We start from the raw sequence: 13527 nt of genomic DNA, 5'->3' as shown, positions 1-13527 counted from the left end.
ACTCCGCACCGGCGCAATTTCCAAGCGCTTGCTCGGCCCGGGGTCTTGTGCACGGTGGAACACGTTCCTAGCATCTCTGGTGTTACATCACTGGTGTCACACACAGCTGGGGGCTTGATGGCAGGGACGCGGAACCCCCCGAAGGGCCCGCTCTCCGGCGTGCGCGTGGTCGAGCTGGCCGGCATCGGGCCCGGCCCCTTCGCGGCCATGCTCCTGGCCGACCTCGGCGCCGACGTCGTCCGGGTCGACCGCCCCGGCGGGGCAGGGCTCGGCATCGACCCCGCGTACGACCTCACCAACCGCAACAAGCGCTCCGTCCTCCTCGACCTCAAGGCCGAGGGCGGGCCGGCGGCCGTCCTTGACCTCGTCGAACGGGCCGACATCCTCGTCGAGGGGTACCGGCCCGGCGTCGCCGAGCGGCTCGGCGTCGGCCCCGACGCCTGCCTCGCCCGCAATCCGGCGCTGGTCTACGGCCGGATGACCGGCTGGGGGCAGGACGGCCCGCTCGCCGCCACCGCCGGACACGACATCGCCTACCTCGCCCTCACCGGCACGCTCCACATGATCGGCCCCGACCCGGACGGGCCGCCCACCGTGCCCGCCAACCTCGTCGGCGACTACGCGGGCGGCTCGCTCTACCTTGTCGTCGGCGTCCTCGCCGCCCTCCAGCACGCGCGCGTGCACGGCGAGGGCCAGGTCGTCGACGCGGCCATCGTCGACGGTGCCGCCCACCTCGCCACCATGATCCACGGCATGCTCGCCGCCGGCGGCTGGCAGGACCGCCGGGGCGTGAACCTGCTGGACGGCGGCTGCCCGTTCTACGGCACCTATGAGACCTCCGACGGCCGCCACATGGCCGTCGGCGCCCTCGAGCAGCGGTTCTACGACGAGTTCGCACGGCTCCTCGGCATCGAGGACACCGCCCCCGCCCGTCAGGATCCCGGACGCTGGGACGAGCTGCGCGCCGCCGTCGCCGACCGGTTCCGGACCCGTACGAGAGACGAGTGGACGGAGGTCTTCGCCGGCACCGACGCCTGTGTGGCCCCGGTCCTCTCGCTGCGCGAGGCTCCCGCCCACCCCCATCTCGCCGCCCGCGCCACCTTCGTCGAGTACGGCGGCCTCACCCAGCCCGCTCCCGCACCCCGGTTCTCCGCCACGCCCGGCGCCGTCCGCACCGGCCCCGCCCGGCCGGGCGCCGACACCGAAGAGGTCGCCCGCGACTGGGCCGTACCGTCCCTGATCAGCAAAGACGCCCCTCAGGAGCCCGAAGCATGAAGCGCCAGCTCTACACCGCCGACCACGACGCCTTCCGGGAGACCGTCCGCACCTTCCTCGCCAAGGAGGTCCTGCCGCACTACGAGCAGTGGGAGAAGGACGGCATCGTCTCCCGGGACGCCTGGCGCGCCGCCGGCCGCCAGGGGCTGCTCGGCCTCGCCGTCGACGAGGAGTACGGAGGCGGCGGCACCCCCGACTTCCGCTACAGCGCCGTCCTCGCCGAGGAGTTCACCCGCGCCGGCGCCCCCGGGATCGCTTTGGGCCTGCACAACGACATCATCGGCCCGTACCTCACCTCCCTCGCCACCGAGGAGCAGAAGCGGCGCTGGCTGCCCGGCTTCTGCTCCGGCGAGCTCATCACCGCCATAGCGATGACCGAGCCGGGCGCGGGCTCCGACCTCCAGGGGATCCGGACCTCTGCCGAGGACCGGGGCGACCACTGGGTGCTCAACGGCTCCAAGACCTTCATCTCCAACGGCATCCTCGCCGACCTGGTGATCGTCGTGGCGAGGACGACGCCCGAGGGAGGCGCCCACGGCCTGTCCCTGCTGGTCGTCGAGCGCGGCATGGCGGGCTTCGAGCGCGGCCGGAACCTCGACAAGATCGGACAGAAGTCCCAGGACACCGCCGAGCTCTTCTTCCGCGACGTCCGCGTCCCCAAGGAGAACCTCCTCGGGGAACTCGACGGCGCCTTCGTCCACCTCATGACCAACCTCGCGCAGGAGCGGATGGCCATCGCCGTGGCCGGCATCGCCGCCGCCGAGCACCTCCTGGAGATCACCACGCGGTACGTCAAGGAGCGCGAGGCCTTCGGGCGGCCGCTGGCCAAGCTCCAGCACATCCGCTTCGAGATCGCGGAGATGGCCACCGAGTGCGCCGTCACCCGCTCCTTCCTCGACCGGTGCATCGCCGATCACTCGAACGGGGAGCTCGACGCCGTCCACGCCTCGATGGCCAAGTGGTGGGCCACCGAACTGCAGAAGCGGGTCGCCGACCGCTGTCTGCAACTGCACGGGGGGTACGGCTACATGGCCGAGTTCCCGGTCGCCAGGGCTTTCACCGACGGCCGTGTCCAGACCATCTACGGCGGCACGACCGAGATCATGAAGGAGATCATCGGCCGTTCCCTGCTCGGCTGACCACCCGCTGTCCACCTTCCCGCGCTGACCACCCCTCCCGCGCTGTCCACCCTCCTGAAAGGCTTCTCGTGAGCACCGAAGCGTACGTGTACGACGCGATCCGCACCCCCCGCGGCCGCGGCAAGGCCAACGGCGCCCTGCACGGCACCAAGCCCATCGACCTGGTCGTCGGCCTCATCCACGAGCTCCGCGACCGCTTCCCCGGCCTCGACCCGGCCGCGGTCGACGACATCGTCCTCGGCGTCGTCGGCCCGGTCGGCGACCAGGGCTCCGACATCGCCCGGATCGCCGCCATCGCCGCCGGACTGCCCGACACCGTCGCCGGCGTCCAGGAGAACCGCTTCTGTGCCTCCGGCCTCGAAGCGGTCAACATGGCGGCGATGAAGGTCCGTTCGGGCTGGGAGGAGCTCGTCCTCGCCGGCGGCGTCGAGTCCATGTCCCGCGTCCCGATGGCCTCCGACGGCGGCGCCTGGTTCGCCGACCCCATGACCAACCACGAGACCGGCTTCGTCCCGCAGGGCATCGGCGCCGACCTCATCGCCACCATCGAGGGCTTCTCCCGCCGCGACGTCGACGAGTACGCGGCGCTCTCCCAGGAGCGGGCCGCCGCCGCGTGGAAGGACGGCCGCTTCGACCGCTCCGTCGTCCCGGTCAGGGACCGGCGCAGCGGCCTGGTCGTCCTCGACCACGACGAGCACATGCGCCCCGGCACCACCGCCGACTCCCTCGCCTCCCTCAAGCCCTCCTTCGCCGACATCGGCGACCTGGGCGGCTTCGACGCCGTCGCCCTGCAGAAGTACCACTGGGTGGAGAAGATCGACCACGTCCACCACGCCGGCAACTCCTCCGGCATCGTCGACGGCGCCTCGCTCGTCGCGATCGGCTCGAAGCAGGTCGGCGAGCGGTACGGCCTGACCCCGCGGGCCCGCATCGTGGCCGCGGCCGTCTCCGGCTCCGAGCCGACCATCATGCTCACCGGCCCGGCCCCCGCGACCCGCAAGGCGCTCGCCAAGGCCGGACTGACCATGGACGACATCGACCTGGTCGAGATCAACGAGGCCTTCGCGGGCGTGGTGCTCCGGTTCGTGAAGGACATGGGCATCAGCCTGGACAAGGTCAACGTCAACGGCGGAGCGATCGCGCTCGGCCACCCGCTGGGCGCCACCGGCGCGATGATCCTCGGCACGCTCGTCGACGAGCTGGAGCGCCAGGACAAGCGCTACGGCCTGGCCACCCTCTGCGTGGGCGGCGGCATGGGCATCGCCACGATCGTCGAGCGCGTCTGACCGTCCGTCCGTTCCCTTCCCATCTTCGGAGACACTCCAATGACCGAGAGCACCACCATCCGCTGGGAGCAGGACGAGACCGGCGTCGTCACCCTCGTCCTCGACGACCCGAACCAGTCCGCGAACACCATGAACCAGGCGTTCAAGGACTCCATCGCGGCGATCGCCGACCGCGTCGTGGCCGAACAGGACTCCATCCGCGGCATCGTCTACACCTCCGCCAAGAAGACCTTCTTCGCGGGCGGCGACCTCAAGGACATGATGAAGGTCGGGCCCGGCCAGGCCCAGCAGGCCTTCGACGCCGGCATGGCCATCAAGCGCTCCCTGCGCCGTATCGAGACCATCGGCAAGCCGGTCGTCGCCGCCATCAACGGAGCGGCTCTCGGCGGCGGTTACGAGATCGCCCTCGCCGCCCACCACCGCATCGCCCTCGACGCCCCCGGCTCCAGGATCGGCCTGCCCGAGGTCACCCTCGGCCTCCTCCCGGCCGGCGGCGGCGTCACCCGTACCGTACGGCTCATGGGCATCGCCGACGCCCTCCTCAAGGTGCTGCTCCAGGGCACGCAGTACGCGCCGCTGCGGGCGCTCGAGAACGGCCTGGTCCACGAGGTCGCCGCCACGCCCGAGGAGATGTTCGCCAAGGCGCGCGCCTTCATCGACACCCACCCCGAGTCGCGGCAGCCCTGGGACGTCAAGGGCTACAAGATCCCCGGCGGCACGCCGTCGAACCCGCGGTTCGCCGCCAATCTGCCGGCCTTCCCCGCCAACCTGAAGAAGCAGCTGAACGGCGCCCCCTACCCGGCCCCGCGCAACATCCTCGCCTGCGCCGTCGAGGGGTCCCAGGTCGACTTCGAGACCGCCCAGATCATCGAGGCGCGCTACTTCACCGAGCTGGTCACCGGGCAGACCGCCAAGAACATGATCCAGGCGTTCTTCTTCGACCTCCAGGCCGTCAACTCCGGCGCCAACCGCCCCCAGGGCGTCGAGCCCCGGCCGGTCCGCAAGGTCGCCGTCCTCGGCGCCGGGATGATGGGCGCGGGCATCGCCTACTCGTGCGCCCGCGCGGGCATCGAGGTCGTCCTCAAGGACGTCTCGGCCGAGGCCGCCCGGCGCGGCAAGGAGTACTCCGAGAAGCTGCTCGCCAAAGCGCTGTCGCGCGGCCGTACGACCGAGGAGAAGCGCGACGCGCTGCTGGCCCGGATCACGCCCACCGCCGACGCGGCCGATCTGGCCGGCTGCGACGCCGTGATCGAGGCCGTCTTCGAGGACACCGCGCTCAAGCACAAGGTCTTCGAGGAGATCCAGGACATCGTCGAGCCGGACGCGCTGCTCTGCTCCAACACCTCGACGCTGCCGATCACCGTGCTCGCCGAGGGCGTCACGCGCCCGGAGGACTTCATCGGCCTGCACTTCTTCTCGCCCGTCGACAAGATGCCGCTGGTGGAGATCATCAAGGGGGAGCGGACCGGGGACGAGGCGCTGGCCCGCGCCTTCGACCTGGTACGGCAGATCAACAAGACGCCGATCGTCGTGAACGACTCGCGCGGTTTCTTCACCTCCCGGGTGATCGGCCAGTTCATCAACGAGGGCGTGGCGATGGTCGGCGAGGGCGCCGACCCGGTCTCCGTCGAGCAGGCGGCCGCCCAGGCCGGCTACCCGGCCAAGGTCCTCTCCCTCATGGACGAGCTGACCCTGACGCTGCCCCGCAAGATCCGCGACGAGACCCGGCGCGCGATCGAGGAGGCCGGCGGCAGCTGGGCCGGACACCCCTCGGACGCGGTGATCGACCGGATGGTCGACGAGTTCGGGCGCACCGGCCGCAGCGGCGGCGCGGGCTTCTACGACTACGACGAGGAGGGCAGGCGGACCGGGCTGTGGCCGGGGCTTCGCGAGCACTTCACGCGCTCGGACGTGACGGTCCCCTTCGACGACATGAAGGAGCGGATGCTCTTCTCCGAGGCGCTGGACTCGGTCCGCTGCCTGGAGGAGAACGTCCTCACCTCGGTCGCCGACGCCAACATCGGCTCCGTCATGGGCATCGGCTTCCCGGCCTGGACCGGTGGTGTGCTCCAGTACATCAACGGGTACGAGGGCGGGCTTCCCGGCTTCGTGGCACGCGCGCGTGAACTGGCCGAGCGGTACGGCGACCGGTTCCTGCCGCCGGCGCTGCTGGTGGAGAAGGCGGAGCGGGGCGAGGTCTTCACCGACGCGTAGGTGCGGCCCGCCGATCCGGGCGGGCCGCGTTCAGTCCCGCTTCGCCTGACCGAACGCGGCCCGCAGCTCCTCGCGCAGCGAGCGCTGGAAGGCCGTGACGAGGGCCTGGACCACCATCGGCTGCATATGGGCCGAGAGCGACTTCATCGCCGCCAGGTGGTCCGGGTCCGCGGCGCGCTCCCGGTACGGGTTCCACACCTCGTCCTGGAACAGCCGGGACAGCTCCTGGGCGGCCGCCCGCGCGTGCTCCAGCAGGACGGTGCGGGAGGCCAGGATCGTCTCGTGGGCGATGGGCACGTCCAGCAGCTCGACGCCGAGGCGCAGCAGCGTCCCGTCGAGCCGGAACACCTCCGGATCGGGCCCCCGGTCCAGGACGCCCATCGCCGCGAGCCGCTCGACGTCCTCGTCGGTCAACGGCCGTCCCGCCCGCCGCTCCAGTTCGCGCCGGGTGATCTCCTCGGCCGACTCGGGCGCCCAGGAGGCCACCAGCGCGCGGTGGATCGCCAGGTCCTGCGCGCTCAGATCGGGCGGGAGCTGCTCCAGGTACCGCTCGATCGCGGCCAGCGTCATGCCCTGCCGCTGGAGCTCCTCGATCAGCGCCAGCCGGGACAGGTGCTCGGGGCCGTAGTGTCCGACCCGGCGGGCACCGATCACCGGCGGCGGCAGCAGCCCCTTGGTGCCGTAGAACCGCACCGTGCGCACGGTGACGCCGGCCCGGGCGGCCAACTCGTCGACGGTGAACGTCGCCGCCTGCGGCGACGTCCCCGCCTCGGTCCCGGTGGCCATCTGAGGTGCCTCGCTTCCCGTGCCGTTCACGCCCGACGTGCAACAGTATTGCTGTCTCACCATCGTTGTAAAAGCCCTGGGGCGCTGTCAGTGGCGGCCTCTACGGTGAGGGCATGTCGGAGATCACGTACGTCGAGGGGGACGCCACCGCGCCGCGGAGTGGTCACGTGTCGAACCGCTCGTCGTGGAGCGGCTGGTGGCCCGGGGGATACCGGTCATGGTGTACGACTTCGCGGCGTAGGCGGCCGTAAGGGGCACGGTCGCCCCCGACTCGCCGGGTGGGGTGGAGCTGCCGCTAGAGTCACGTGCTTGTTCGAATGCGGAGTTCGGGGCAGGGGAGGGGCATGTACGCGGAACTCAGGGACACGGCCACGGAGTTGGCCGGCGTCCTGTGGCGGGAGCACACCGTGTACCGGGAGCGGGGCGGTGGGGTGGTCATCCGGGGCGAGCACGTGGGGCGCTGGATAAGTCTCGCTCCCACCGGCGGGAAGGACCAGGCGCGGCTGCGCGCCGGGCGCCTCCTCGACGGGGGCACCACGGCGCCGGCGCGCTCGGAGATCGTGGTCGACCTCTCCGTCGGGACGAGCGAGCTGGCCGCGGTCTGCCGCCGTCTGCTCGCCGACGTCGCGGCCGCCGAGACCGAGCGGGTCCCGCCCGCCCGCGCTCGCCGCCCCTCCCGGCCGGAGCCGCCCGCCCGGCCCGGCCGCGAGCGCCGGCGCCGCCACACGGGCCTCGGCTCCTGGGCGGTGCTGATCTGCGTGGTGGGCGTCGTGGGCCTGTGGGCGTACAGCGTGTTCGGCGGCCACGGGTCCTAGCGTGCCCAGTCCGGAAAGGCCCTGCGGGACCACCGGCGAGGCAGTCCCGCAGGAGGCGTGCTCAGCCCGCCGCGTACCCGGTCACCGGATAGTGGTCGCTGAGGTTGGTGTACGTGTACCGCGTGCCCCAGCTGGAGACCGTCCAGGGCGCGCTCTTCTCCAGGACCACGTTGTTCGTCCAGCCCGTCGGCCGGGCGTGGCCCGCGCGGTGCAGGACGTAGTCCAGGTCCTCGCGCGGGTCGTCCGGGTAGCGCTCGGAGGCGATGGAGTTCAGCTCGGTGTCGAACGAGTACGGGTGTCCGGTCCTGGCCTCCTCGCCCACGAGGCCCATGTCGGAGAGCATCGTGCGGTACTCGGGCGTCCGCGAGTCGACGTTGAAGTCGCCGGCCACGACGACCTGCTCGCTCGCCGGGATGTTCTTGGCGTCGAGGAAGGCGTCCATCGCCTTGAACTGGAGGCTGCGCGTTCGCGCCGCCTCGCCCGCCGAGCAGCCCGGGTCCGTGGACTGGGCGTGGGTGCCGACGACGTGGACCCGCGCGCCGTTCACGTCGAGGACCGTGTAGACGAAGCCCTTGTTGGAGTACCAGTCGGCGCCGCAGGCGTCCTTGTAGACGTACTGCTCCTTGCGGACGATCGGCCACTTGCTGAGGATCGTCACACCGCCGTCCTCCGGCGTCGTGGTGGACCAGGCGCCGCCGGTGGCGTCCCAGCCGGTCCTGCTCCGGCCCATGACCGGGGTCTGGTGCGGATACTGGGCCGCCGCCTTCGCCTTGAGCGCGTCCGAGGAGGAGTTGTCGAAGGCCTCCTGGAGCACGACGACGTCGTTGCCCTGGAAGAAGGAGGCGGCGGGTATGGCCTCGGCCCGGTGGTCCTGGCCCCAGTTCGGGTAGAGCGACTTGGCGAAGAGGAACGCGTTGTAGGAGAGCACCTTCAGCCGGGGGGTCTCGGCGGCCGAGGCCTGCGGAGCGGTCGTCGCCAGCGTGGCGGCGGCGAGCGCGCCCGAGAGGGCGACGCCGAGGAAGCGGCGCTGGAGCGGAGCGAGCGGCACTGGAACTCCTGTGGAGTAGTGGGGGGTTGGACCGGCGCCGCACATCAAAGCAGCCGTGGTTACCTTCTGGTAGCCGTTGGGTGCCGGGAATCTTTCGCGGTCCGCACCAGCGCGCCAACTCTCCCGCGCCCCCATGCCACTCGTTTGAATTGTCGCTTTTGGGACCGGGTAGGATGCGCGCATGACCCTCGCGCAGAATTCGACGATCTTCAATATGGACCTCGGTCCGCTCAACCCTGTCACGGCGGAGCTCGTCCTCGGCCTCGTGCTGTTCGGCCTGACCTTCCTCGTCCTGGCGAAGGGCATCCTGCCGAAGATCAACAAGACCCTCTCCGAGCGCGAGGACGCGATCGCGGGCGGCACCGAGCGCGCCGACGACCTGCGCGCCGAGGCCACGCGGATCCGCGAGCAGTACGAGGCCGAGCTCGCCGAGGCGCGCCACGAGGCCGCCCGCATCCGCTCCCGGGCCACCGAGGAGGGCGCGGCCGCCATCGCCGCCGCGCGGGCCGAGGGCGTCGCCGAGCGGGACGCCATCCTCGCGGCCGGTGCCGAGCGCATCGCCGCCGAGCGCGCCGCCGCCGAGCGCGAGCTGACCGCCGACGTCGACGCCTGGGCCCACGCCCTGGCCGGCCGCATCGTCGGCGAGCCCGTCGGCGCGGACCGCGCCTGACACACACGCGTACGGGGCCGTGCCCCGGGCCCACGCCCGGGACGCGGCCCCCACCCATGTGCGCGCTTTGCCCCGAAGGCCCGGCGAGGGGCAGGCTGAGAGTGTGAGGAGTGAGCACCAGGTGACAGGAGCGAAGGCCCCCGCGACCCCCGCCGAGGCGGCGGCCGACGGCGCCGCCCGGCCGCCCGAGCCGCCGCCCGTCGGCGGGGTGCTGTGGAGCGTCGCCGGGGACGTCCGGGCGCTGCTGATGCTGCCCGCCGCCCTCACCCTGCAGGTCGCGCACCCCGCCGTCGGCGCCGGTGTCGACGAGCACTCCGTCTTCCGTACCGACCCCTGGGGCCGTGGCGAGCGCTCACTGCGCTCCGCACTGCTGTGGGTGTACGGCGGTGAGGCCGCCGCCGAGGAGGGGCGCCGGCTCCGGCGGCTCCACCGGACCATCCAGGGCACCGACGCCCACGGCCGCCGCTACCACGCCCTCACCCCCGCCCACTACGCCTGGGTCCACGCCACCGGTTTCCCCGTCTACCACCACGGCCTGCGCTATCTCCACCGCCCGCTCAGCGAGGCCCAGGAGCGGCAGCTCTACGCCGAGTGGCTCCAGGTCGGCCGGATCCTCGGCATCCACGACCGGGACATGCCCCGGACGATCGAGGAGTTCTGGCCGTACTACCGCACGATGCTCCGTGACGAACTGGAGGCCACCGTCGTCGTACGCGAGCTGCTGGACCCCGCCCAGCCGGTACCGCCGCCCGACCGGGGCCCCCTGCCGCTGCGGATCCTGCTCCGCGCGCTGTGGCCGGTGATCCTGCCCCGGCTCGCCCGCTTCCGCTCCTTCATCACCGTCGGCCTGACGCCACCCGACGCCCGCGAGGCCATCGGGCTCGCCTGGAGCGACGACCAGGAGCGGCGGCTGCGCCGTTTCACCCGGGTCGTACGCCTCGTGGTGCCCGTCCTTCCCGAGCGGCTGCGCTATCTGCCGATGGCGCGCGAGGCCCGTCGGCGGGCCCGGCTCAGCGGAGCAGCCCGCCGCGCGCGATGACCTCCGCGTACCAGCGCGCGCTGTCCTTCGGCGTACGGCGCTGGCTCGCGAAGTCCACGTGCACGATCCCGAACCGCTTGCCGTAGCCGTACGCCCACTCGAAGTTGTCGAGCAGCGACCACAGGAAGTAGCCGCGCACATCCGCCCCGGCGGCGATCGCCCGGTGCGCCGCCGCCAGGTGCGCGTCCAGATACGCCACCCGCTCCGGATCGTGGACCTCGCCCTCCGGGTCGGCGTAGTCGTCGTAGGCGGCGCCGTTCTCGGTGATCAGCAGCGGCACCCCGGGCAGCTCGTCGCGCAGCCGCACGAGCAGCTCGTACAGGCCCTCCGGGTCCACCGGCCAATCCATCGCCGTCCTCGGCCCGGGCGCCGGGACGAACCGGACCCGGTCCGCCGCCCCCGGCCACGGCGAAGGCGACTCCGACGTCCCGGCGGCCACGACGGCGGGGGAGTAGTAGTTGACACCGAGCGAGTCGATCGGGGCGGAGATCGTCTCCAGGTCGCCGTCGTGGACGAAGGACCAGTCCGTGAGAGGGGCCGTGTCGGCCACCAGGTCGTCGGGGAGCCGGCCGTGGAACACCGGGTCGAGGAAGATCCGGTTGCCGACGGCGTCGATCCGGCGGGCGGCGTCCCGGTCCTCCGGGGAATCCGAGAGCGCCCTGATCGCGTGGACGTTCAGGGTCAGGGAGATCTCGGTGCCGGCGGGAAGCGCCCCGCGCAGAACGCGGGCGGCGAGACCGTGCGCCAGATTGAGGTGGTGGGCGGCGCGCAGGGCGGCCGGCCCGTCGGTGCGGCCGGGCGCGTGGACACCGGAGCCGTACCCCAGGAAGGCCGCGCACCAGGGCTCGTTGAGGGTCGTCCAGGTGGCGATCCGGTCGCCCAGCGCCTCGGCGGCGAGGGAGGCGTACTCGGCGAACCGCTCGGCCGTCGCTCGCTCCGGCCAGCCGCCCGCGTCCTCCAGCTCCTGGGGCAGGTCCCAGTGGTAGAGGGTCGCGACGGGCCGGATCCCGGCCTCCAGCAGCTCGTCGGCCAGGGCACGGTAGAAGTCCAGGCCCTTCTGGGCGGCCGGGCCGCGCCCGGTCGGCTGGATCCGGGGCCAGGAGAGGGAGAACCGGTAGTCGGTGAGCCCCACCTCCTTCATCAGGGCCACGTCCTCGCGCATCCGGTGGTAGTGGTCGGCGGCGATGTCACCGGTGTCACCGTTGCGGACTCTGCCCGGTGTCCGGCTGAAGGTGTCCCAGATCGACGGTGTGCGGCCGTCCTCGGCCGCCGCACCCTCGATCTGGTACGCGGCGGTGGCCGAACCCCAGCGGAAACCGGCAGGGAAGAGAGCGTTCATGGGTGAGGAACTCCCGTGATGAGAGAGGAGACAGAGGAAGGAGGGGTCAGCCCTTGACCGCGCCCTGCATGATGCCGCCGACGATCTGCCGGCCCAGCAGGCCGAAGACGAGCAGCACCGGAAGCGTGCCGAGCAGCGTGCCGGCCATGATCACCGACTGGTCGTGGACGTAACCGCCGCCGAGCTGGCGCAGCGCGACCTGCACCGTCGGCTCCTGCGAGGAGAGCGCCACGATCGGCCAGAAGAAGTCGTTCCAGGCGGCCATGAAGGTGAGGAGCCCCAGCACGGCCATCCCGGGCCGGGCGATCGGCACCACGATCGACCAGAAGATCCGGGCGGAGGAGGCGCCGTCCACCCGGGCCGCCTCGATCAGCTCGTCCGGCAGCGCCTGGACCAGGTACTGGCGCATGAAGAAGACCCCGAAGGCCGAGACGAGCCCCGGCAGGATCACCGACTGGAGCTGGTTCACCCAGCCCAGCTCGGCGATCAGCATGAACAGCGGGATCACCCCGAGCTGCGGCGGGATCATCATCGTGCCCACCGTGACCGCGAGCAGTGCGCCCCGGCCACGGAAGCGCAGCTTGGCGAAGGCGAAGCCGGCCAGGGTGCAGCACAGCACGGTGCCCAGGGTGATCGAGCCGGAGACGATCAGGGAGTTCAGGAGCGCCTTGCCGATGTCCGCCTCCTCCATCACCGCCTCGAAGTTGCGGATCAGGTTGGGGCCCGGCAGCAAGGTCGGTGGCACCCGCGCCAGATCGGCGTTGGAGCGGCTGGCCGCGACGATCGTCCAGTAGAACGGGAAGGCGGAGACGAGGACGGCGAGAATCAGGACGGCGTACGTGATGCGGCCGCCGTGGCCCGTACGGGCGGAGCGCGCGGTCATGCCCGGCCCTCCTCGCGACGTGAACGGCGGTGCGCGATCAGGGCGTTGACCCCGACCAGGGCGAGGATCAGCAGGAACATCAGCCAGGCGATCGCGGCCGCCCGGCCCAGGTGGAAGAAGCCCCAGCCCTGTTCGTACAGATAGAGGCCGAGCGTCTGGTACTGGTGCGAGATGCCGCCCGAGGTCGAGCCCTCGAAGAGCAGCGGCTCACCGAAGAGCTGGGTCGCCCCGATCGTGGAGACGACGGTGGTGAAGACGATCGTCGGCCGCAGCCCGGGCAGCGTGACATGGAGGAACTGCCGCCACCGCGAGGCCCCGTCCATCTCCGCCGCCTCGTACAGCTCGGAGGGGATGGACTGCATGCCCGCGAGATAGATCAGCGCGTTGTAGCCGGTCCAGCGCCAGACGACGATCGACGAGACGGCGATCTGCGAGGCGAGTGTGCCGTTCTGCCAGTCGACGGGCTCGATGCCCACCAGTGACAGGACGTAGTTGACGAGACCGAAGTCCCGGCCGAAGAGCTGGGCGAACACCAGCGTGGCGGCGGCGACGGAGGTCGCGTACGGCAGCAGCATGGCGGTACGGAAGAAAGTCCGGCCGCGCAGCTTGTAGTTGAGCAGATGCGCCAGGCCCAGCGCCATCGCCAGCTGGGGGACGGTGGACAGGACGCCGATGGTGAAGGTGTTGCGCAGCGCGGTCCAGAAGAACTCGTCGGTGAGCAGCGCCGCGTAGTTCCCGAGGCCCCGCCACTCCATGTCGCCGGGGGTCTGGAGCTCGACCCGGTAGAGGGAGACGAAGGCGGTGTAGAGCAGCGGGAAGAGGCCGAACGCCGCGAACAGGGTGAAGAACGGGGCGAGATAGGCGTACGGCACGAAGGCGGCCCAGCGGCGGCGGGCGCGGCCCGGGGGCCGGGCCGGCGACGGCGGGACGGGCGCCGTCGTCGGCCCGGAGGCGGTGAGGGTCACGGTGCGGCCCTTCGGTCGTTCGGAGCGGGCGGGCGGGGCGTGGGGGAGGGAGGCGAGCGGGTGCCGGA

12 protein-coding genes are annotated in these 13527 nt (G+C 71.8%); 7 read left to right on the top strand and 5 right to left on the bottom strand.

All coding sequences use genetic code 11. The features are described 5' to 3' along the window. The first annotated feature begins 117 nt into the window (after positions 1-117). The 4 genes from ACWDX6_RS06520 to ACWDX6_RS06505 all read left to right on the top strand — a co-directional run bounded on the left by ACWDX6_RS06520 (position 118) and on the right by ACWDX6_RS06505 (position 5914). Entirely contained in the window at positions 118-1275 is a 1158-nt protein-coding gene (locus ACWDX6_RS06520; RefSeq protein ID WP_451483819.1) for a CaiB/BaiF CoA transferase family protein, read from the top strand. After that, positions 1272-2414, top strand: a complete 1143-nt coding sequence (locus tag ACWDX6_RS06515) for an acyl-CoA dehydrogenase family protein (RefSeq protein ID WP_451483818.1) — start codon at positions 1272-1274, stop codon at positions 2412-2414. The genes ACWDX6_RS06520 and ACWDX6_RS06515 overlap by 4 nt, the downstream gene beginning before the upstream one ends. A 68-nt stretch (positions 2415-2482) precedes the next feature. After that, positions 2483-3700 (top strand): acetyl-CoA C-acetyltransferase, encoded by a 1218-nt coding sequence (locus ACWDX6_RS06510; RefSeq protein ID WP_451483817.1) that lies wholly within the window; start codon positions 2483-2485, stop codon positions 3698-3700. Positions 3701-3739: 39 nt separating this feature from the next. Further along, complete coding sequence (locus ACWDX6_RS06505; RefSeq protein ID WP_451483816.1) at positions 3740-5914, top strand: 3-hydroxyacyl-CoA dehydrogenase NAD-binding domain-containing protein; 2175 nt, start codon at positions 3740-3742, stop codon at positions 5912-5914. A gap of 30 nt (positions 5915-5944) precedes the next feature. On the opposite strand, the gene ACWDX6_RS06500 is transcribed toward ACWDX6_RS06505, so the two are convergent. Continuing rightward, positions 5945-6700, bottom strand: a complete 756-nt coding sequence (locus tag ACWDX6_RS06500; protein ID WP_451483815.1) for a MerR family transcriptional regulator — start codon at positions 6698-6700, stop codon at positions 5945-5947. A 344-nt stretch (positions 6701-7044) separates the two neighbouring features. On the opposite strand from ACWDX6_RS06500, the gene ACWDX6_RS06495 reads away from it, so the two are divergent. Continuing rightward, positions 7045-7515 carry a hypothetical protein gene (locus ACWDX6_RS06495; RefSeq protein WP_451483814.1) on the top strand — a complete coding sequence of 157 codons (471 nt, stop codon included), beginning with the start codon at positions 7045-7047 and terminating at the stop codon, positions 7513-7515. Positions 7516-7576: 61 nt separating this feature from the next. Here ACWDX6_RS06495 and sph read toward each other — a convergent pair whose 3' ends face one another. Beyond that, positions 7577-8608, bottom strand: a complete 1032-nt coding sequence (gene sph, locus ACWDX6_RS06490; protein WP_451483813.1) for a sphingomyelin phosphodiesterase — start codon at positions 8606-8608, stop codon at positions 7577-7579. A 136-nt stretch (positions 8609-8744) separates the two neighbouring features. Between sph and ACWDX6_RS06485 the strand changes: the two genes are divergently transcribed. Next, positions 8745-9233 carry a F0F1 ATP synthase subunit B family protein gene (locus ACWDX6_RS06485; protein ID WP_451483812.1) on the top strand — a complete coding sequence of 163 codons (489 nt, stop codon included), beginning with the start codon at positions 8745-8747 and terminating at the stop codon, positions 9231-9233. Between the two features lie 121 nt (positions 9234-9354). Then, the gene (locus ACWDX6_RS06480) at positions 9355-10272 is read left to right on the top strand and encodes an oxygenase MpaB family protein (protein ID WP_451483811.1); all 918 of its coding nucleotides are present in this window, start codon (positions 9355-9357) and stop codon (positions 10270-10272) included. Here ACWDX6_RS06480 and ACWDX6_RS06475 read toward each other — a convergent pair. Genes ACWDX6_RS06475 through ACWDX6_RS06465 form a run of 3 tightly spaced genes read right to left on the bottom strand, consistent with a single transcriptional unit; the run spans position 10244 to position 13459 of the window. Next, positions 10244-11611 (bottom strand): GH1 family beta-glucosidase, encoded by a 1368-nt coding sequence (locus ACWDX6_RS06475; RefSeq protein WP_451483810.1) that lies wholly within the window; start codon positions 11609-11611, stop codon positions 10244-10246. The genes ACWDX6_RS06480 and ACWDX6_RS06475 overlap by 29 nt on opposite strands. A 46-nt stretch (positions 11612-11657) precedes the next feature. Further along, the gene (locus ACWDX6_RS06470) at positions 11658-12494 is read right to left on the bottom strand and encodes a carbohydrate ABC transporter permease (protein WP_451483809.1); all 837 of its coding nucleotides are present in this window, start codon (positions 12492-12494) and stop codon (positions 11658-11660) included. Continuing rightward, positions 12491-13459, bottom strand: coding sequence for a carbohydrate ABC transporter permease (locus tag ACWDX6_RS06465; protein ID WP_451483808.1), 969 nt, complete (start codon positions 13457-13459; stop codon positions 12491-12493). Before ACWDX6_RS06465 ends, ACWDX6_RS06470 begins: the two co-directional genes overlap by 4 nt. Positions 13460-13527 lie beyond the last annotated feature (68 nt).

The sequence above is a fragment of the Streptomyces sp. NPDC003027 genome (assembly GCF_053591435.1).
This window is presented reverse-complemented; position numbering and strand designations above follow the sequence as displayed.

Excerpts from the sequence above, each read along its gene's own strand:
- ACWDX6_RS06470 (WP_451483809.1), bottom strand. The coding sequence starts at position 12,494 with ATGACCGCGCGCTCCGCCCGTACGGGCCACGGCGGCCGCATCACGTAC.
- ACWDX6_RS06495 (WP_451483814.1), top strand. The coding sequence starts at position 7,045 with ATGTACGCGGAACTCAGGGACACGGCCACGGAGTTGGCCGGCGTCCTG.
- ACWDX6_RS06515 (WP_451483818.1), top strand. The coding sequence starts at position 1,272 with ATGAAGCGCCAGCTCTACACCGCCGACCACGACGCCTTCCGGGAGACC.
- ACWDX6_RS06485 (WP_451483812.1), top strand. The coding sequence starts at position 8,745 with ATGACCCTCGCGCAGAATTCGACGATCTTCAATATGGACCTCGGTCCG.
- sph (WP_451483813.1), bottom strand. The coding sequence starts at position 8,608 with ATGTGCGGCGCCGGTCCAACCCCCCACTACTCCACAGGAGTTCCAGTG.
- ACWDX6_RS06475 (WP_451483810.1), bottom strand. The coding sequence starts at position 11,611 with ATGAACGCTCTCTTCCCTGCCGGTTTCCGCTGGGGTTCGGCCACCGCC.
- ACWDX6_RS06520 (WP_451483819.1), top strand. The coding sequence starts at position 118 with ATGGCAGGGACGCGGAACCCCCCGAAGGGCCCGCTCTCCGGCGTGCGC.
- ACWDX6_RS06500 (WP_451483815.1), bottom strand. The coding sequence starts at position 6,700 with ATGGCCACCGGGACCGAGGCGGGGACGTCGCCGCAGGCGGCGACGTTC.
- ACWDX6_RS06505 (WP_451483816.1), top strand. The coding sequence starts at position 3,740 with ATGACCGAGAGCACCACCATCCGCTGGGAGCAGGACGAGACCGGCGTC.